The organism is Candidatus Protochlamydia sp. R18 (assembly GCF_000648255.1).
GTDB lineage: Bacteria > Chlamydiota > Chlamydiia > Chlamydiales > Parachlamydiaceae > Protochlamydia > Protochlamydia amoebophila.
This window is the reverse complement of the sequence record NZ_BASL01000621.1, coordinates 1-20,823: the sequence shown is the minus strand read 5'-3', so window position 1 is coordinate 20,823 and position 20,823 is coordinate 1. Positions and strand designations below refer to the sequence as shown.

Sequence of the window (20,823 nt, the reverse complement as noted above, 5' to 3'; positions counted from 1 at the left end):
TTTATTAAAACAAGCTTTATGGAACACTATTTTCTTCAACTGGAAAAGAAAAACTATCTTCTCTTAAAGCTTTTTCTACAGTTAAATGTATTTCCTTCGCTAAATTGTAAACCAACGCTTCTAGATGTAAAGGATGAGAATCCACTGGTTGATTATCTGGTGTACGAGTTAAGAAATCTAAAATTTTCTCGCGATTGGCATCTAGAGATAAGAAATTATAAAGAATTTTTTTCATTAACTTTTTAAGCCCTGTTTTGTCATAAATAAATTCAAGAACAGACCCAATTATTTTAAAGAAAATAAAATTAAATAAGATATCCAAGGCATTTTTGAGATTAAGCCCCATTTTCCCAAAAGCTTTGAAAACTAGGGCATCAAATTTTGCTTGAGCGGTCTTCCATAAATTCTTAATCGCATAAGAAACACTAGCATCTACAACATCGTAAGTTTGTTGTTTGATTTTTACATCAAGTTCTGCAATTTTTTGCTCATGCTTAATTTTTTTAGCGGTTTCGGAAGAAGGATCAATCGAAATCGTAGGTTCTCTAGTCAATGGAACCCGCTCAGCTGCACTTTTAAGAGCTGATTTCAAAATTTTTTCTATAAAGTTTCCATTAAATTGTTTTCCTAACGAGGCTCCAACAGCCCGCTTCAATGATGGATCAATTTTACCCGTTTTAGAATTTCTCAATTTATTTTTTACGACTGCAGGTAATTCAAACATTTCTAATACAGCCGCTATTAACTCTGCGGATGCATCATTCAATTGTTCTAAAGAAGAATCTTCAGGAGGAGTTGTATCTAAAACAATTTCTTGATTTAGTGTTTCTTGAGTAATTGCTAGTGCGCTTGAAATAATTTTTTTAACATTTGCCTCATCAAGCACAGTTTCAACAAACGACTGAATTGCGATGGGGAGCACATCTGTTTTTAACAATTTCCAAGTTGTCAAACGAAGATTTTCAGGAATGAAATCTAAATCTTTTTTACCATTTGGAAATAACATTTTCATCAATGTTTTAGTCGCAGGATCGTGAAAATGTGTTTGTCTTTGAGCTTTAATAATATTTGCATCACTCTTAATAAAATCTTTGATTGATTTACCATCAATAACTTTATTTAGAGCATGTTTGCGACTTTTACTAAGAGGTTGAGCATCTTGAGGGACACCACGTATTTTTTCGATGACTCCAATCAATTTGTTGACGGATATAGCCTCGTCCCCTTTTTCTTGTAAAGCCACCATGTTTGCTAACTCGATCTTCAAAAGATTTTGCTGTTCAATTGTTAAGCGTTCATTCAAACGTTTATTGATTTCAGCGACAGATAGATCGTAACTAATCGGTTTAGTTGGAATAACAGAATGTAGCTCTGAATCTGCTGCTTTTACAAAATCTTCATGGCTAATGTGGTTTCTACCTGCAACTTTTGCTATTTTTTTAGCTTTGTTATATAGTTCAATATGTTTACCAACTATGCTGAAAAGATTACTCATCAAATTACGATTGAATTGAGCACCCTGCTGTTCTTCAAAATGAATCACTCGTTCAAATAGCTGATGCAGATTTCCTAAAACGAGATTACCTACAAGAGCAGCCACTTTTTGTTTATCTTCGATTAGAACATCCGAAGCTGAAACTTTTTCAAGTTTTTCTCCAACCATTTGTTGGAAGGCTGGTGCTTTTGCATAATTGAGCAATATTTTAGCGACTTCAAAATTAGCTTTTGATAAATCTTCTAAATAACTATTTATTCCAGTCGTCGCTTTATTAATCAAACGGTTTCCATTAGGTCCTGCTTCATTGATAATAGAAGGAATAGCTCTCATTACCTCTTGAGATATATCCTCTACTATAATATCGACATAAGCTCTACCTGTTTGAGCTTCCACACCGTATTTTTTTAATGATTCTTTGGTATGAAAAATAGTCTGATTTTGCTGGTCTGCTGTTTCAGAAACATGATGATGAATTTGCAGAACTAATTGGTTAAGCTGATCTTTAACAGCATTATACACTACTTTTCTTAAAGGTTTTGGAATTCCTTCAAAAGCCTCCTCAGAGTCTAATCCTAAAATTTCTTTAAAAACTTCGTCATTGAGTTCTTGCGCAACAACTCCGATCTGCCTAGTTTTAGCTTCTTGGTATTTGCGCTCAACAACTGCCAACAGATTTTCAGTTAAAACAATTAAACTATCCTTACCTCTACTTGGAGGATTTTTCTGAGCTATTTTTACGAACAATCGTAAAAACATAGATTCCACATAATTTGAGGCAAATCCGCTCAAATTTTGATAGGTTGGGTTATCTAAACGCGTTGTTGATTCAAGTTGATTCGCTAACTGTTGAGCAATAATTCCATTCATTTGAGGTAAACCTTTTTGCAAGGAGTTAGTGACTTGCTCAGGGGTTATTAATACCTCAAATAACTCTTCCAAAAGTACAAAAAGTTGGTCTCTGTAACTTTTTTGATCAATAATTTGAATGAGATTTGTAAATTCAACTTCATTTTCTATATGAAGATGCGCCGTTTGTAAATAGGCATCTACTACAGCTTTATTCGTGATCATTTGCTCGCGAGCATGCTCTGTCAACTCTGCAATTTTGTGTGTAAATTCATCAAGTTCAGCACTTGTCGGTTCACGTCCGGCTAAATCCTTAAAAATAAGATTGGCTGTTGGGCGCAAGCTTCTAAAAACAGAAGGAAAAACTTTAAATACATCTTTTGAAAAAGCTCGGGCGAGATTTCCAAGCAGCTTGGAGCCTGAGACATGCTTAAGTATTTCTTTATTTTGCTCTTTTTCTATCATAGGCAAAAGAACGGGACTTAAGTGTTCATAAGCCTGTTCTTTAAGAATTTGATAAGCCATTTTTTGCAAAACTGCTGGAATACCAATAATATCTTGCTCAGATTGAACACCTAAAATATTTTTTAATATTTTTTCTGTCACCAAATTAGCTGCTTCTTCTTTGGAACGACCTTGAATTAGCGTTGGATCTTGAATAAAATTGTTTAACTTTTCACCAATAACAGCTAAAGAATTTTCTCTTTCATTAGTTTCTGCAATTTTAACAAAAACCTTTAATAAAGTTCCTTCCACATAACGCTCAAGTATACTCCAATTACCTTGAAAAACAGTTCCCGTGCCAGATAACATCTCTTGGATTTGAGGAGCCATTAGAGTATGCAAGCTGTTTGCTCCAGGAATAGCATCGTTTAATAATTCCGCTAAACGTTCAGGAGTCAAGAGAATCTTCTTAATGTGTTTAAGTGTTTTTTGATTTTCTAAAGAAGCTTTCAAAAGTTCTTGTTCTTGTTCATCTAACGTTTGATTTAAAGCTCTTTCAAACGCTGAAACCAACAATTCGGTAGTAAGGTGTTCTTTCCCTAACTGAATGGACATGTGATGAAGCTCTAAAACCAATTCTTTCGATTTCTTATCCAGATTTAATTCATAAAGTTCTTGATTTTCAGCTAAAATGGTACGAATATGCTCTTCTGATAAAATCTGTCTGCTTTCTTTCAAAACAAGAAGCCCTTCACTAACACGATCAATATCTTCCTGAGGAATCCGTTTTTCTAAAAAATGTTTAATTTGACCTAAATTTAATGCGCTTAACCCTTGCTTTTGCATTTCATCAGTTAAGGCTTGTTCCATAGCAACAATTTGACCTTCAGAAGGGTCTATAATGTTACCCAACTTTAATATGGATTGAGCAAAAGGCTTATAACTTGCCACCATTTTAGGTAGATGATCTATAAGACTACTTGCAGCGACATGTGAAAGTTGAGCTAACAACTGGCTTCCCGTTCCCATTGAAGCCAACATCTGTTGATTAGACTTTGCTTCAACAATAGTTAAAATTATAGGAGAAAGTTGAGCAAAAACGAGTCGGCCTAGCTGCTTTTCTTTAACACTTTCTATATAAGGCCAAATTTGATCTTGAATGGCGACTGGGAGCTCTAATTTTTCTTTTTGGCCCAGTCCAATTAAGCCTGACAATTCAGTAACCAGAACTTGGAACATGCTTAAATGCTTATCTAATTCTACTGTTAAACGTAAATTTTCTTCTTTATATTCTTGAATTTGATGAAAAGCATCAATAATAAAACCTTTCTGAATTAATGCTTGATCCCATTGTGCTTGATTAATGGACGGTTTTTCGTTTTGAACGGCCTTTTCCTTTTCTTGTAAAACCTTCAACAGATAATCATGCTCTTTATTCGCATTTTGAAGCGTTTTTTCCATCACCATCGCTTCAGAAACTAGCGAAAGTTCTTCTGTTGAAAGAGAAAAAAGCGTAATCAACATGTCTAAATGTAATTGCTCCTCTTGTAGCTTTTGCAAATCAATTAAAGCGGCAGATGAAGCTAATTTGTCATCCAATTTTAATTTGAGCGATCGAATGACTGCTAAATCACTCATTAAACTTTGACTTTCTTTTTCGATTTGAAATTGTTCTTGAATTGTTTGTCGATAAGCGATAGCTGCTCGAGCTTTAGTTAATTGAGGGCGACTCCAATCAATTGATGAATTTTTATTTAATTTCTCAAAAATGTGATTTAACCTGTTTTCCAGAAGTATTACTTCATGACTTGCGCGAAGAAGTTGCTTGTTTCCTTGAATAACAGCTTGGATTAGTAAAGATTGTTCTGGAGTAATTCCCGAGAATGGATTCGCAATAATTTTTTGAAGGTGTTTGATCTCTTGATCATTTTTGGTGATAGTCCCTTGCAACGCAAGGGCCGTTTTCATTTCTTCAATTTTTTCTGCATTCAATACAGGAAAAGCTTTTTGAAAAGCTTGATGAATATTTGAAAATAATTGAGCAGCATAATCACTGCTGTCTTCATGGAAATTAATTTGGATCGTATTGATCATCGCTTTCAAAATAGCGGCTTGTACCCCTTTCTTTATTAAAGAAACTGATTCTGGCTCTCCAATAGAATCTGCAGTTAAAGCCGTGATGTTCCTCTTAAACCATTGTTTTAAAGTCTCATCAATTTTTAGACCTGGTAAATAGGTGTTAAATAATTCCTCTAATTCGCTACCCAATCCTATCGAATCGATCAAATCAAGGTTGCGAGATAAAGCTGTATCGACAATTTGATGACTAAAGGCTTGGCTAATTTCTAAAAGCTGCTCACCTTCTTGATATTCATTAACTTTCTGTACAGCATCATCATAAAGAGACTGAACTTGTTGAAAATCTGGGCTCATTTCAGTGAGTACATTCTGCAAACTTTTTGCTTTCTCTATGAGCTGTGGGATCAGCAATTTTTCTATTAAAAGATCAGGTAAAGGTAATTTACGTGCAAAATCTTTTAAGAATTCGTCAGAGATAACTTTACCCTCTTCAATCGTTTTAATTTTTGCCACAATCCGGTCTATTAATTCCTTAATAAATTGACCTTCATCAATTGTTTGTCCTTCAGGGATAACTAATTCTGCTCCTTGTGCTAATAAAGATAGAGTCAAATTTCTCAAAACACCTTGGGTAAAATAACCCACCTTAAGTAGGTTGGGATCATTCGTATGCAACATGGTTTGAACAGACTCTACAATCCATCCTGCTAATTGTTCTTGAGAACATTTCGCTAAAATTGCAGAAGTTGTTTGCGGCTGAACAGCTAAACTAGTTGTATTTAAAATATCTTCTACCAAACTAATCACTTTTGGATCGGTTTGTATAAATTTTTTTCCTAAATTAAGAATAAGAGCAGCTGGCGCATCGATTAATCCTTCAATATTTACATCTCCAATGCGATCCTGGATTACTTTTTCTCTTTCTTGTCTAAGTATAAGATCTTTTTCCAGTGGATTATAAGCTTCAACCAATTGATTGGTTAATACATCCACTAAGGAATTGTAAATAAAACCCTCAAGTTTTTCTTGTAAAGATCCCATACCTATGGTTGATAAATTGAGCTTTGGAATCACCAAATCTTTCACTTTGTTTGGAAAACAGTATTTGATGAGATCATCAACAGCTGGTTTAAAGATAGCTTTTAGTTCTTGTCGACGTTCTATCTCTTTTTCCATACTGAATGCTAAAATTCTCGCCTGATTCCACCGGCTTCCAATTCTTGTCGAATCGTCCGCACCTTGCATGACATAACCTTCGAGAACTTCTTCTGATAAACCTTGAAATTCAGGAAATAACGATGTATCAGAAAGAGATCCTGTAAGCTGTCCATTTGCCCACTGATTTAAAAGAGCTTTCTTTTCTAAATCATCATCAATATTTGGAAAAATTTCTTTGATTAATTTAGCGTGTTTTTGTCTATGCTCACGATACTTTTCTTCAACTTGTGCCATTTTTAATTCAGCGACAGGTTCGGAAATTTTTTGAGCAACTAAAGAAATGATGCTAACTAAAACAGGCTGATTCCCAAAATTTTTAATCGATTTTCCCTCTTTTTGTACATTCACAGCAAGATTTGAAAAAGCAATGGCTAAATTAATATCTAAAAGGTCTTTGATAAGTTGTTTATCTATATCGATAGTAGAGGGAATTAAATTGGTAATAGGCTCGTAAAGAATTTTAGTCACAAATTGTGAAAAAGCAATATATTCAGAACCGACTCCCGAAGCGTGAATTCTCTCATAAGCTTCTGCAACAAGAACTTCTTTATCTAAATTTTTCGCATAACTTGAAACATACATTTCACCGCCTTTTTTTAAGGCAGCAAATGTCCCTGCTTTCACAGATGAACCAATGGTCTGTAAAGCAGAACTAACTGTTGTGATAGCATTCCAAATACGAGTAGCAGTGATTTCATTTGCTTTTTCAGCAGTTGACTTAGCAGCTGATATTTGCTCAGAATTTTCATTATTAAGAGAGGAAATTGTATCAAAAGGATCTAGTTCTGTTTCTTGTGAATTTAGAAATGGGATCTCTTCTGCTAGAGACTCTCTCGAGTTTGTTGCAACCGTTTCAGTCCAGTCTAAATTCTCGCTTTGCTCTTCTTCAGTATCAGTATCTAAATTTGACTCAGCTCCATCATCCATGTCATCTGAATCCTTAGGCTCTTTAGGGCCTAATATCCCCCACCCCCAATTCAGAGGATTGAAAGATCCACCCCAATAAGTTTGATCCTTTAAAACATTTTGGGCTTTTTCATCGGTTCTGACTGTAGTATCAACTTTTACAACGTTAGTATTTGATTGATCACTTTGAGAGAGATGGTTTGAAGGTGGGACAGAATTTATCGGTGCCATAAAAACCTAAAAATTATTTATAATTTTATTATTTTTAACATAACTATATTTTAACAAATAAAATTATATTAGTAAATCGATACTCACAGAAAAATAATATCTTAAAATAAAAACAACTCAATCTTAAAAAACCTAAAAATACATTTACTAAAAAGATTTCTGCATACTTTATGCCAATAAAAAATTTTGTAGAATATTTATTTTAACAAAAGGTTTTGATCTTTAAATGATACATAAGAATTTTTACCAATAATTAAATGATCTCGAAGGGGGATGCCTAGCAATCGACTTCCCTCTAATAATGTTTGCGTCAATTTTAAATCTTGATTTGAAGGCGTTGGATCGCCACTTGGGTGATTATGAACAACAATTAAACTGGCTGCTTTGTGGCGAATCGCAGAATAAAAAACTTCTCTTGGATGGACAAGCGTTTGGGACAAGCTCCCAATAGAAATTACTTCATAAGTAATTAAATATCCTTTTGTGTCCTGAAAAATCGCCATAAAAATTTCTCTATTTTCATTTTCAAGCTCATCCTTGACCAGCTGGTAGGCATGAGAGGAATGTTCGATTAAATAGCGAGATTTAATTTGTTGGCGCGTCGCTCGAAAACCAAGATTAAGGGCCGCTTTCAATTGAATGGCTTTTGCAAATCCAATTCCTTGAATTTCTAGTAACTCTGTCAAAGTTGCTTGCATTAAGGCTTCTAATCCTCCAAATCGTGTCACCAAAGCTCGAGATACTTCCAAAACTGAAGCCACTTTTGAACCGCTACCTAAAATGATCGCCAGAATTTCTATCAGCGATAAAGAATCTGCGCCATGCCGAATTAATCGCTCTCTAGGTCTTTCTTCTTTAGGTAAAGACTGAATGGAATGCTCATTTATTCTCATCCCTATCCTATCTTTCTGCTAAGATTTGATAATGCGCATATTTATCAACAATCAATGCTGGCAAATCAACTTTTAGTAAAACATCATTATTTTCATAATCTTGAGATAAAATATGTCCTAAACGGATAATTTCACTCACACTACCGTAATCACTTTGAGGAATACGAAATTCGGCAACTTGTCTTTGGCGACTCAATTCCTGAATCATGGCTTCTTGAAGCTCTTCAAATCCTATTCTTTTTAAAGCTGAAATCTGCACATTTTTTGGATAACTCATCCTAATTCGATGAATCATATGAGGATGTTCGCATTGATCGATTTTATTTAAAACTGTAATGATAGGCTTTTTTCCTGCTCCTAGTTCTTGTAAGACTTCATAAGTTGTAGCGGCCTGTTCTTCTGCCATGGGATGACTGACATCAATCAAATGTAAAAGAATATCTGCTTCAATAGCTTCTTCAAGCGTGCTTTTAAAGGCAGCTACTAGTAAGTGAGGGAGCTTGCGAATGAATCCAACTGTGTCGACAATTAAAATATCTTGGTTATTAGGCAGAGTAAATTTTCGGGTGGTCGTATCGAGCGTTGCAAAAAGCTTATCTTCCACAAATACGCCTGCATCAGTCAAAGCGTTGAGAAGAGTAGATTTTCCTGCATTCGTATAACCAATAATAGCAAAAACAGGAATTGCAGAGCGGACTCTTGATAAACGTTGCGTCTCCCGAACAGCTTTAACATCATCTATCTCTTTTTGTAAAACGTCCATTTTACGTTTGAGAATTCGTTTATCAATTTCAATTTGTTTTTCCCCCTCTCCTTTTAAATAAGCCCCTCCCCCGCCAGAACCTGAAGTTCCCTGCTGACGAGAAAGGTGAGTCCACAATCTTTTTAGGCGAGGAGCTTCATATTTAATTTTTGCTAATTCAATTTGTAAACGCGCTTCTTTAGTGTGAGCTCTCTGCGCGAAAACACCCAAAATCAATTCTGTTCGATCAATAACCGGCTTGTTGAAAGCCGCTTGTAAATTTCTCTGCTGAGCAGGTGTGATTTCATCATCAAAAATAATAAGATCTACAGCTAATTCATTAGCGATTTGAATTAATTCCTCTAGCTTACCCTTACTAACATAGGTAGAAGCATCGAATTTTCGTAGTGAGCACGGCTCTTTTTTTGCAACTTCAATCCCAAATGTATAAGCTAATAAAGCCAACTCTTCTAAGTGTTCTTCACAAAGCCTTAATTGCTTATTCCCTTGATAAACCGAAATCAATAAAGCTTTCTGGTTTTTTTCTTCTTCATGTAAAATAAAATCTGATTCATCTTTGACAGTTTTATCATTTTTCATTTCTTATTCCTTATAATCATTAAATTCTATCTCTAAGCCATCATAAGCCAGTCTCACATGTTTGGGGAGATAAGCATTTACTTTATCATGATCTAATTCATGTGAAAGATGCGTCAACCAAACAGACTCAGCACCAATTTTATTAGCAAAGTCTAATGCCTCATCAATTGAAAAATGAAGCTGAGAAGCTGTATACTTTAATGCACTAATAACAAGGATTTTTAAATCTTGTAACTGAGTAAAAATCGTTTGTGGAAACGTTCGAATGTCTGATAAATAAGCGAGATCACCAAAACGAAATCCATTAACAGCCATTCCTCCCTGTTCATAGGTCATATAATTAATAGAAGTTCCTTCAAATGTCACGCTTCCTTCAATTAATGAAGGAAGCGTTTGCAAATGCAAACGTTGAATAAAATCTTTTTTTTCTGTAGCAAATAAATAATGGTAACGTTGTTGGATATCTATTCTAGTGATTTCCGAAAGCAAAATAGGAAGAGGAGTTATTCGTTTATAATAAATGGGACGCAAATCATCAATACCGGCTGTATGATCTTGATGAGCATGAGTTAATATGACTCCATCTAAGGCATGAATGCGATGACGTAAAGCTTGTAAACGGAAATCAGGTCCTACATCAATCAAAAACTGTTTGAAATGAGTTTTAACTAATGCTGAAGGACGTAAGCGTTGGTTAAAAGAAGAAGAAGAATGACACACTTCGCAGCCACAACCTAAAACGGGTATTCCCATCGAAGCTCCAGTCCCAAGAAATAATAATTTTCCCATAATCTAAAAGTTTTGGTTAATCGTAAGTAATGAAAAAAGTTTTTTGTAAAGTTCAGACCGGGAAAAATAAACCCACCCTCCTCTCTTGTCATCTCCAATTAACTGAATGCGGAAATAATGATCAGGTAGGAATAGGAATTGAGCGATTTGAAAAACCAATTGACTTTGTGGATCCGATCTCAATTTCATTGTTAATACCGTCGAATGATGATGAAAAATAAGATCTAATTTCTCATCCACTGACTGCAAAATGTTTTCGGAAGCACTGAATCGATAAAACTCTTGATATTTTTTAAATGTCACAGGACGTACCACAAATTGAGTCAGTTTTGGAACAAAATAAGAAAACTTTAATCTATCAACTACTTATTGTTCCCTTTTTTCAAATTGAGAATTTTTAAAAACAGTTGAATCAATCAGCATGTTATTTACATCGCTCTGCCCTATAAGATTATAAAGATAGAGAAAAAAAGCAGATAAAAAAACAGCAGACAAAACAACCATTATTAAAAGAAGAACAATTTGCTTCACCTGTTTATGGATGCTTGTGTTTTCCAAAATAGCTGCCTTTTTTACACTTTTTATTCGATTTATACTAACCTCGTTAGATTTAAATGACAATTTTGAAAAACAATCATGTATACAACTCTTTTAACAAAGAAGTCGCTTTGTTATTTTTTTCGAAAGAATTGGAAAATTTTAAACAATTTTTTCTCCGAATTTGAGACACTAAAGCAATTTAAAACGATTTCTAACATTTTTTACTATTATGAAAATTACCATTGTAGGAGCTGGGTTTTGCGGCTTAGCCACAGCTTGGCATTTGCTAAATCATCCTCAATTTCAATTCGCGTCTATCCAGATCGTTGATACCAAAGGCATCGGTGGAGCAGCTTCAGGGATTGCAACTGGACTTTTACATCCCTATGTAGGAGGTCAAGCAAAATTAAATTTATCGGGATGGGAGGGTTTCCAAGCAACGTATGAATTACTTCAAATTGCTTCTCGTGAACTAAAACAATCCGTTTTTAGTGATGGTGCAGGAATTTTACGAATTGCTTTAAGTGCGAAACAACTTATAGACTTTCAAAATTGTGCTTTAAACCATCCAATGGATGTCGAGTGGTTAACCCAAGAAAAAATTCTATCCTGGATACCGGGAATCGCACCAGCTCCTGCCTTATGGATAAAAAAAGGATTAATTGTTTATTCTTCCCTTTATCTTCGAGGATTGTGGAATGCCTGCCAAAAAAGAGGGGCTCGATTCCAAAAACAACATATACACTCCTTACAAGAAATCGAAAATAACGATTATATTATTTTGGCAATGGGAGCACAAACTTCGCTTTTACCTGAATTTTCCACTCTACCACTGCGGGTGGTGAAAGGACAAATTTTAGAGCTAGCCTGGCCAGACACTATTCCCCCTTTACCAGTTGCTGTAAATTCTCAAGCATACATTGTGATGTCTAAATCTAAACGCACCTGTTTAGTTGGAGCTACGTATGAAAAAAAATTTACAAATGCCGAACCTGAAAAAGAAATTGCAATTACAGAAATTATGCCCAAAGCGCAGGCAATCTTACCCTTCTTAGAAAAGCTTCCTGTTGTCAACAGCTATGCAGGGTTAAGAGGGGTTGGTCCCAAGCATCTACCTTTTATCCATCGCTTTTCTTCCCGTCATTGGATTTTAACCGGCATGGGATCAAAAGGGCTGTTATACCACGCCCTCATGTCCAAGCAACTTGTTAAAGCCATTGCAAAATCAATTTAATTGTATAAAGTCTACAACAAAATAGCCTTCAATAACATATAAAGAATTAAGATGGTTATGAAAGATCTTTTTGTTTCTGCATCAATACATGTGCTTCTGCAGCAAAATTAAAAAAGAAAATTACAGCAGGTGTCAGGAAAGCAACAAAGGGAAGCATAATAAAAAACCATTTTAGGATAGTATAAATAGGCTTTTGACATTCTACAAAGATTGTTCCAGTCATCCATGTAGAAAGTAGTAATAAACCTAAAATAAAAATCAGAGGTAATAAAGACATTATTATTAAAAAAATATTGTTGAAGGGATTTTGCTCTAATCTTTTGACTGTTAAATGAAAAACAGCTCCTTTTTCGATTCCCCTTAAGGCAATGACAGGAGCCACAAAAAATAAAACTAGAAGGCTAAGTACACATAATATTAATGTACCCAAATTAATGAGAAAAGGAGCAAAAGAAAGAATTAAACCAAAAACTTCCCCAATAACTGGAATTTCTTGTAATAAGACAAAAACTCCTAATAAAATCCAAAGAAGCAAATAACTCAGAATAATCGGAATAGCAAAATACGATGCACCTATCATGACTTCCCATGATTTGGATAAAATATTCCAATAATTTACTTCATAATTTTTTACTTCATCATGATAAATGCGGATTAATAAAATTCCTGCAGATAATAAAATTCCCGTACAAATGAAAATAGGTAAAAAAGTGAGGCTGAGTTGTACCCACCGTCCCGCATGAAGAGAAACTCCTCGAAAAAAGACGATTAAAACACCGCTCATGGCAAGAATACAAAAAACCAATAAAAGTTTTTTCTTTGTAAATGTTAAAGCTAGAGCCCGATTAAAAATATGAGAAATTGCATTAAAATCCATTAAATCTTCTATTGTTTATTTTCCTTAAAAAAGTATTTAGGTCTCACAATTGGCGTGCCTTTTCCTTCTCGCGCTTCTTTTCTTTCATAGACGATTTGTCTTCCAATTCCCACTACACGTGCAAGTCCAAACAAAACAGTGTAATATTCAGAACAAGGAAAGCCAGCGGCTGTCAATAAAATTCCTGAAATAGCATCAACGTTGGGATAAGGATCTGAAATTTTAGGATTATTTTGCAACACTTTACTACCCACTTTTCTTAAAAGCTGTGCCATTTTTACAAGAGCATGGGAAGCATAATACTGATTAGTTACTTCGTAAAGAAGAGTAGCTCGTGGATCCTCAACACGTAAAACGGCGTGTCCAAAGCCAAATATCAATTCTCCTTTATCTAAATGAGCCCGAATAGCCCTTTCTAATTCTTCTTCTGTGCTGTGTTCGCCTAACTCTTTAACGAGTTGATGAACAAAAGTCAAACAATCTTGATTAGCCTTTCCGTGACGCGGCCCTGCTAATGCACACATAGCTGCTGACATAGATCCATATAAATCTTCTAAGCCTGAAGCAACAGCTTTACCAACAAAAGCTGAAAGATTCCCTCCTCCATGATCATAATGCAAAACGTTAAAAAATTTAAAGGCTCTTGCTAACTCTTGCTGATTAGCATTTGGTACATTAAGCATTTGCGTAAAATTTTCCATATAGCCGAGTTGAGGCTGTGATTGCTTGGTCTTCCCCCATCCTGCATGATGATTAATAACAGTCGCTGCAATTTCAGGAACTTTCGCGATTAAATTTAAATAATCTTCATGATAATCATTTTTTCCTTCAAATCCACTTGCTAAAAGTAAAGCAATAGAAAAAAGTTTCATAGGATGAATATTTCTAGGTAATTTTTCAATCGATTCAACCAACGCTGTTGAGCAATTGGCTCTTATTAATAAATCTTGACTAAATCTAGAAACCTCTTCAGGTTTACCAACATGTCCATGATAAAGCAAATAAATTACTTGCTCGGGTTCCCATTGATCAATTTCCGATACTGGATGCCCTGCATAAAAAAGACCTTTGACAGGATCAACACTTGAAGTTGTGCAGTACCCGACTGGATAACCCCTTAAACCAGTTTCTAAGCTTTCTTTTGTTATTTCGAACAGGACTTCAGACATAACGATTCCTTGGGTTTAATCGATCTTTATATCAAATAAAAAATAAAATATTTCAAATTTTTAATATTGAACTAACCATCTCTCTTTCTTCTTTTAATTCTTGCTCTGTTAATTTAATTTTTTCCTCCAAAAATGCATCCCATTTAAGCCCTGAAACAATAGAAAGCTGGCCATTTTTTTCGACGCGACAAGGGAAAGAGAAAATTAATCCTTCTTCAATTCCATAAGGATTTCCATCTGACAACAGCGCAGTAGAAAACCATTTTCCGGTGGGGGTGGGTAAAATCCGGTCTCGCATGGCGTCTAATAAAGCACTGGCCGCAGAAGCTGCAGATGATTTTCCTCTAGCTTGAATGATCGCTGCTCCTCGTTTTTGAACAGACTCTATAAAATCTTTTTCTAACCATTGACGGTCGGGAATAATAGTTTCAACCGGTTGCTGACTGATTTTTGCATTCACAAAATCAGGAACCTGCGTCGCAGAGTGGTTTCCCCAAATCGTTACACAAGAGACATCCTTTGTTGAAACTTGGCTTTTTTCTGAAAGAAAAAACGTAGCTCGATTTTGATCTAAACGAGTCATAGCATAAAAATTTTCTCTTTTTAAGCTGGGGGCGTTGTTTAATGCAATTAAACAATTCGTATTGCAAGGATTCCCGACAACAAATATCTTAGCTGAAGACTTTGCCACAGCATTTAAAGCCTGTCCCTGAGTAACAAAAATTTTACTATTTTCCTGTAATAAATCTCTTCGCTCCATTCCTGGCCCGCGTGACTTTGCACCAATTAAAAGAGCGTAATCAATGTCTTCAAATGCCTGATACGGATCACTGCAAATCTTAATGGAAGATAGAAGCGGAAATGCACAATCTTCTATCTCCATTTTTACACCCTCTAAAGCTGACAAAGCATTTGGAACTTCTAAAACCTGTAATTCAATCAATTGATTAGGCCCAAACAATTCTCCGCTCGCTAAGCGAAATAATAAGCTATAAGCAATTTGCCCCGCTCCTCCCGAAATTGCAATTTTGATTGGTTGAGACATATTCCCTCCGTGAACGTAGTTATCCTCACTATAGTTTTCCCCTTTATATTTCGCAAAAAAATTTATTTAATTTTGATCCAGTTAAACAATTAACAAATAATTAACAAATGCTTAATAAATAAAACTAGTTTTAGTAGTAAAATAAAGTTAACAAGATGAGATAAAAAAAGATAATTTAACCTTCATTTTAATAAATAATTAAAAATAAAGGATAATTAAAATGGATTATTCTAATCACCATATCGGTCCAGTTAATGATGGAATCCCTATCATTGGAACTTATCCCTATGAAGGAGAATTAACGATGGGGGAACCACAACGTCCTCCAGAACAACAAATTAACGGCCATGCTTATAAACAATGGGTAGAAAGTTACGAGGCTAAATATCACCAAGCATTAAACAACTTACAAAGTAAAATTACTTACGTTTCCTATGAAGTTTTTCATGAAGCACTTACTAGGGCTTACCAGCAATTCGATGGTAAAGTTAATGATTACATTGCTTTAGTCGAACCCGGAAAAAGCCAAAAATGGGTAACAGAGTTAGTGATGCAACAAGGGTTAAACGCAAAAGCCTATCTTTGTGTAGGGGAAGAAGGAGCTGCTAGGTTAGACTATTCTTTAAAGCAAATGGAAGAAAATAGAGACATACCAAACTACGTCATTGTCGATGATGGATCTTACTCTGGCAATCAAATGGCAAATAATATTACTCGTGCTAATGAGATTATTCTCGAAAATACGGGCGTAAAGCCTACCTTTCATGTTATTATTCCTTATATTACCAAAACTGCGCTCGATAAATTAGAAGGATTAAGAAAAAGTAATGTAAAAATTCAGATTTATCATGCTGTAATCATGAAAACAATTTCAGAAGAAATTAAATCAAATGATCTAAGCAAAATCAAAGATGTCTTTTGGAAAGGCATGGATCAAAATGCGCTGGCAGAACGGCCTAATACAGCAGCTCTTCATTGGTTTGCTCATAAAGTTCCCAATCAAATGTCATTTCCAGATGTTTTAGCAAAAGGAACTGTTACTCATCCTAAATCAAAAGCAACAAGCGATCCTGTCCCTTTTATTCCTGAATTCACTCCTCCTTATAAACCGCAAGAAGAAAATATGTAAAAAACCAACTTGACTTTGAAATTCTACTTGGCGAATTTCAAAGTCAAGTTGTCTAGTCTCAAGCTTAAGTAGTTAAGTTTATTTGGAAAAATAAAAATTGGCCCACCCACTAATAATTTCTAGATTTTTTTGTTTTTGCTTTCATTGCCGAATTAGGAAAATTCTGGGTATTATTTTTGAGTTCGTTGCTGATTTCATTAAAAATTCTTCCTAAATGATTAGATTGCATATCATCGATCTTTGTTCCATAACCACTTCCCCAAAATGTATCTGATGTAAATTCTTCGAAAGCCAACGATCGATCCGCCGAAGGCGTTAGCCAAGTTTTAATTAGAGGATTTTGACTCACTTTTAATGCCACCAAACGCCTCATTTCTTGAATTACTTTTTTACCATCTTCAGGAGTTTCCCACCTCCATAAATGAGCTCCAAGCTGTTTCACTAATTTGGGGTCTATTGTTATTGCAAATTCTCTGACTTCTTCTGGACTTTTACCCGCCATTTTAGCTTTAAAAGCCACATAAGCAGCCTCTACATGGGGATAAATAAATTGATTTTCAGCATCATATATAAGCGTGGGATAAAAATTGGACAACCATTCAAATCCTTTTACAGAACTAAATTGAATATGGGTATCAGAGGCTTTAATGGTTGTAATTTTTTTATTTTGCAAATCTTTTGTCGTTTTAGTCGCGTTAAAATCTCGAATCCAAACAGCTAAAAAAGGAGTATTTATTTGACTCGAATCTAGCAAAACTATTTCTTGAATCGTTTGCTCAAATAAAGCTTGGATATGCTTGTAGGATTGATCAACGCTCTGCCATTGACCATTTTGAAACAATAAAATCTCTTTATTGCTATTTACTTTTTCGTTTTGATTATAATAAGTTTTTAATGCTGTTTCAAATTTTAATTCTGGATTCATATGGTCTCTCTTTAAATTTTATATAAATTCAACAAGTTTCCAGTCCAAATAATAATATTTATCAAATTAAATTTGAATATTTATAAAATGTTTTTCTTAAATACAAAACGAATTCATGAATAGTTTTATTGGGGATGCTAGGGTAAATCACGGGTGGTTTGCCAGGGAGCCTAAAAGGAAAGGAAAGAAACGGGCAAAAAAAAGGGCCTTAAAACGGGGTGTTTTAAGGCCAAAAAGAAAAGTTTGGCGGCGACCTACTCTCCCACACTCTTGTGTGCAGTACCATCGGCGATGAAAGGCTTGACTTCTGAGTTCGGAATGGGTTCAGGTATTTCCCTTTCTCTAATGCCACCAAACGAAAATCATAAAAGGTTTAAGTTTCACTTATCAAAATCAGCTCTTGAAAACAATCTCACACGCTTGATTTTTTATTTCGCACCACACTGTTTGTGCTAAAGGGAATGGTTTTCATCCTTTAGAAAAAAAGGTGGTCAAGCCGATCGACCGATTAGTATTGGTAAGCTCAACGCATTACTGCGCTTACACACCCAACCTATTAACCACATGGTCTATATGGTGTCTGATAGGGATACCTTATCTTGAGGGAGGCTTGGCGTTTATATGCTTTCAACGCTTATCCGTTCCGAACATAGCTACCCGGCAATGCTCTTGGCAGAACAACCGGCTCACCATTGGTTCGTCCACTTCGGTCCTCTCGTACTAGAAGCAGCTCCTCTCAAGTATCCTACGCCCACAAAAGATAGGGACCAAACTGTCTCACGACGTTTTGAACCCAACTCGCGTACCGCTTTAATTGGCGAACAGCCAAACCCTTGGGACCTTCTTCAGCCCCAGGATGCGATGAGTCGACATCGAGGTGCCAAACCGCCACGTCGATATGAACTCTTGGTGGCGATAAGCCTGTTATCCCCGGAGTACCTTTTATCCGTTGAGCGACGGCGATTCCACATTCCACCGCCGGATCACTAAGCCCGACTTTCGTCTCTGTTCGACTTGCAGGTCTCACAGTTAACTTGCCTTATACCTTTACGCTCTACTCGTGATTGCCAACCACGATGAGGCAAGCTTTGGACTCCTCCGTTACTCTTTAGGAGGATACCGCCCCAGCAAAACTGCCCGTCTGACAATGTCCGAATCCCAGCTTCATGGGATTTCGTTAGATTCCCGACTTATCAAGACCAGTATTTCAACGACGACTCCAGCCCACCTGACGATGAGCTTTCTTAGTCTCCTGGTTATTCTACACATGACAAGTCAAGAGCCAATATCAGAGTACAGTAAAGGTTCACGGGGTCTTTCCGTCTTATTGCGGGTAAACAGCATCTTCACTGCTACTACAATTTCACCGAGTCTCTTGTTGAGACAGTGCCCAGATCGTTATACCATTCGTGCAGGTCGGAACTTACCCGACAAGGAATTTCGCTACCTTAGGACCGTTATAGTTACGGCCGCCATTCACCAGGGCTTAAATTCAATGCTTTGCACTTAACGTGCTAACATCTCCTTTTGACCTTTTGGCATTGGGCAGGCATCACACCATATACTTCGACTTAGACGTCTTTGCATAGTGCTGTGTTTTTGTTAAACAGTCGCCTGGGCCATTTCTCTGCGGCCACAGGATGCTTTAGCAGCGAGTGCTATCACAACTTGTGGCTCCTCTTCTCCCGAAGTTACGAGGATAATTTGCCGAGTTCCTTAACAAGAGTTCTCTCGCGCGCCTTAGAATATTCTTCCCACCCACCTGTGTCGGTTTTGGTACGGTCACCATCAACGATTAGAGTCTATTTCTTGGAAGCCTTGCGCTACGCTATCGGTTCCCCCGAAGGTTTCCCTTAGTGACAACCTGGTCTTCCGTTAGCGGATTTACCTACTAACCAACCTCATTGCCCCACGGACACATCCAATGGTCCGCGCGCTTAACGTACTCCGTCGACCCGTCACCAATGTTTTAGGTGGCGCAGGAATATTTAACCTGCTTTCCATCACCTACGCTTTTCAGCCTCGGCTTAGGGACCGGCTAACCCAGGGAAGACGAACTTTACCCTGGAAACCTTAGGTTTTCGGCGAGGAGGATTTTCACCTCCTTTATCGTTTACTCATGCCATGCATTATCACTAGTATGCGCTCCAACGCTCCTTACGGTACATCTTCGACGCTGCATACTACGCTCTCCTACCGCTTATTCTTTAACAGAATAAACCCGCGATTTCGGCTCTATGCTTTAGTCCCGGATATTATCGGCGCAGAGTTTCTCGATTGGTGAGCTGTTACGCACTCTTTAAATGATGGCTGCCTCTAAGCCAACATCCCAACTGTTTTAGAAACTCCACTTCCTTACTCACTTAGCATAGAATTAGGGGCCTTAATCGGCGATCTGGGCTGTTCCCCTTTTGACAACGTAGCTTATCCCACGCTGTCTATCTCCCGGACGACTTTACAGTATTCGGAGTTTGATTTCCTTTGGTAGGTCGGTAAGACCCCCGCGTGAATTCAGTGCTCTACCCCTGTAAAGGGCTGTCCGAGGCTAACCCGAAAGTTATTTCGAAGAGAACAAGATATCTCCAAGTTTGATTGGCCTTTCACCCCTATCCACAACTCATCCAAAACTTTTTCAACAGTTACTAGTTCGGTCCTCCACAAGGTGTTACCCTTGCTTCAACCTGGTCATGGATAGATCACTTGGTTTCGTGTCTGCGCCAAATGACTTAACGCCCTTTTAAGACTCGCTTTCGCTTCGGCTTCGGAATGAGATCCCTTAACCTTGCCATTTAACGCAACTCGCTGGCTCATCATGCAAAAGGCACGCCGTCAGCCATTCCCAAATTATTGGGCATAGGCCTTCGACCGTTTGTAAGCTATTGGTTTCAGGTTCTATTTCACTCCCCTAACAGGGGTTCTTTTCACCTTTCCCTCACGGTACTGGTTCACTATCGGTCATTAACGAGTATTTAGCCTTGGAGGGTGGTCCCTCCGGATTCAGACCGGGTTTCACGTGTCCGGCCCTACTCAGGTGCTCATCTAGCTAGCTCTCTTTTTCGCATACGGGGCTTTCACCTTGTATCGCCTAACTTTCCAGAAATGTTCTGCTAAAGTTCGCTAGCCATTGTGATGAGTCCTACAACCCCACTAATAAATTAGTGGTTTGGGCTCTTCCCACTTCGCTCGCCGCTACTATGGGAATCTCTGATTTGATTTCTTTTCCTCTGCCTACTTAGATGTTTCAGTTCGGCAGGTGTCGCCTCCTTAACCTATGGATTCAGTTAAGGATAACCAGACATTACTCTGGTTGGATTGCTCCATTCGGATATCTCCGGGTCAATGCTTTTTTCCAGCTCACCGAAGCTTTTCGCAGGTTTCGCGTCCTTCATCGCCTGTTAATGCCAAGGCATCCACCAATAGCCCTTAATAGCTTGACCAAAAAATTTTAGTCTCAAGCAATTAAGTATGAGTTACGACTCACATAAGCTGATCGCTTATGTCACTTAAATTTTTGTGTGAAGATTATTCTCAAGCGCTGATTTTGATCAGTGAATTTGTGATGACTTTGGTCATCTTTACTTTTCACGTTTCTTGTTCTTTCGAACAATCAACGTTTCAGATTAAACTTGATTCTTAAACTTTTATGACTTTCAAAATA

The 20,823-nt window shown here is 36.8% G+C and carries 11 protein-coding genes and 2 rRNA genes; 2 read left to right on the top strand and 11 right to left on the bottom strand.

From position 1 onward, the window contains the following. Positions 1–16: 16 nt before the first annotated feature. The 5 genes from TY19_RS02140 to TY19_RS02120 form a co-directional block, all read right to left on the bottom strand. Complete coding sequence (locus TY19_RS02140) at positions 17–7,222, bottom strand: hypothetical protein (RefSeq protein ID WP_042279706.1); 7,206 nt, start codon at positions 7,220–7,222, stop codon at positions 17–19. Positions 7,223–7,419: 197 nt separating this feature from the next. Continuing rightward, positions 7,420–8,115: a RadC family protein gene (gene radC, locus TY19_RS02135; protein ID WP_079979190.1), complete on the bottom strand. Its 696-nt coding sequence runs from the start codon at positions 8,113–8,115 to the stop codon at positions 7,420–7,422. A gap of 7 nt (positions 8,116–8,122) precedes the next feature. Next, positions 8,123–9,457: a GTPase HflX gene (gene hflX, locus TY19_RS02130; RefSeq protein WP_042279703.1), complete on the bottom strand. Its 1,335-nt coding sequence runs from the start codon at positions 9,455–9,457 to the stop codon at positions 8,123–8,125. Between the two features lie 3 nt (positions 9,458–9,460). After that, on the bottom strand, positions 9,461–10,210 hold the full coding sequence (locus TY19_RS02125) for an MBL fold metallo-hydrolase (protein WP_226988462.1): 750 nt from the start codon (positions 10,208–10,210) through the stop codon (positions 9,461–9,463). 39 nt (positions 10,211–10,249) lie between these two features. Next, complete coding sequence (locus tag TY19_RS02120) at positions 10,250–10,549, bottom strand: hypothetical protein (protein WP_042279700.1); 300 nt, start codon at positions 10,547–10,549, stop codon at positions 10,250–10,252. 466 nt (positions 10,550–11,015) lie between these two features. On the opposite strand from TY19_RS02120, the gene TY19_RS02110 reads away from it, so the two are divergent. Beyond that, entirely contained in the window at positions 11,016–12,020 is a 1,005-nt protein-coding gene (locus tag TY19_RS02110) for an NAD(P)/FAD-dependent oxidoreductase (RefSeq protein WP_042279696.1), read from the top strand. 55 nt (positions 12,021–12,075) lie between these two features. Here TY19_RS02110 and TY19_RS02105 read toward each other — a convergent pair whose 3' ends face one another. The 3 genes from TY19_RS02105 to TY19_RS02095 are packed head-to-tail and all read right to left on the bottom strand — an operon-like array spanning position 12,076 to position 15,111. Beyond that, positions 12,076–12,897: a hypothetical protein gene (locus TY19_RS02105; protein WP_042279694.1), complete on the bottom strand. Its 822-nt coding sequence runs from the start codon at positions 12,895–12,897 to the stop codon at positions 12,076–12,078. Between the two features lie 8 nt (positions 12,898–12,905). Continuing rightward, positions 12,906–14,066 (bottom strand): citrate (Si)-synthase, encoded by a 1,161-nt coding sequence (locus tag TY19_RS02100; RefSeq protein ID WP_042279692.1) that lies wholly within the window; start codon positions 14,064–14,066, stop codon positions 12,906–12,908. Positions 14,067–14,118: 52 nt separating this feature from the next. Continuing rightward, on the bottom strand, positions 14,119–15,111 hold the full coding sequence (locus TY19_RS02095) for a malate dehydrogenase (protein ID WP_042279690.1): 993 nt from the start codon (positions 15,109–15,111) through the stop codon (positions 14,119–14,121). A gap of 220 nt (positions 15,112–15,331) precedes the next feature. Here TY19_RS02095 and TY19_RS02090 point away from each other — a divergent pair, with 220 nt between their 5' ends. Then, a complete protein-coding gene (locus tag TY19_RS02090; RefSeq protein ID WP_042279688.1) occupies positions 15,332–16,240 on the top strand; it encodes a phosphoribosyltransferase-like protein in 909 nt (302 codons plus the stop codon). Between the two features lie 109 nt (positions 16,241–16,349). Here the strand turns inward: TY19_RS02090 and TY19_RS02085 are convergent, their stop codons facing one another. The 3 genes from TY19_RS02085 to TY19_RS02075 form a co-directional block, all read right to left on the bottom strand. Then, positions 16,350–17,165, bottom strand: a complete 816-nt coding sequence (locus tag TY19_RS02085; RefSeq protein WP_042279684.1) for an NADAR family protein — start codon at positions 17,163–17,165, stop codon at positions 16,350–16,352. Between the two features lie 241 nt (positions 17,166–17,406). Further along, positions 17,407–17,521 (bottom strand): 5S ribosomal RNA (gene rrf / locus TY19_RS02080). Between the two features lie 131 nt (positions 17,522–17,652). After that, a 23S ribosomal RNA gene (locus tag TY19_RS02075) occupies positions 17,653–20,602 on the bottom strand. Positions 20,603–20,823: the final 221 nt, after the last annotated feature.

Coding starts and splice junctions, on each gene's coding strand:
- TY19_RS02140 (WP_042279706.1), bottom strand. CDS start 7,222: ATGGCACCGATAAATTCTGTCCCACCTTCAAACCATCTCTCTCAAAGT.
- radC (WP_079979190.1), bottom strand. CDS start 8,115: ATGAGAATAAATGAGCATTCCATTCAGTCTTTACCTAAAGAAGAAAGA.
- hflX (WP_042279703.1), bottom strand. CDS start 9,457: ATGAAAAATGATAAAACTGTCAAAGATGAATCAGATTTTATTTTACAT.
- TY19_RS02125 (WP_226988462.1), bottom strand. CDS start 10,210: ATGGGAATACCCGTTTTAGGTTGTGGCTGCGAAGTGTGTCATTCTTCT.
- TY19_RS02110 (WP_042279696.1), top strand. CDS start 11,016: ATGAAAATTACCATTGTAGGAGCTGGGTTTTGCGGCTTAGCCACAGCT.
- TY19_RS02105 (WP_042279694.1), bottom strand. CDS start 12,897: ATGGATTTTAATGCAATTTCTCATATTTTTAATCGGGCTCTAGCTTTA.
- TY19_RS02100 (WP_042279692.1), bottom strand. CDS start 14,066: ATGTCTGAAGTCCTGTTCGAAATAACAAAAGAAAGCTTAGAAACTGGT.
- TY19_RS02095 (WP_042279690.1), bottom strand. CDS start 15,111: ATGTCTCAACCAATCAAAATTGCAATTTCGGGAGGAGCGGGGCAAATT.
- TY19_RS02090 (WP_042279688.1), top strand. CDS start 15,332: ATGGATTATTCTAATCACCATATCGGTCCAGTTAATGATGGAATCCCT.
- TY19_RS02085 (WP_042279684.1), bottom strand. CDS start 17,165: ATGAATCCAGAATTAAAATTTGAAACAGCATTAAAAACTTATTATAAT.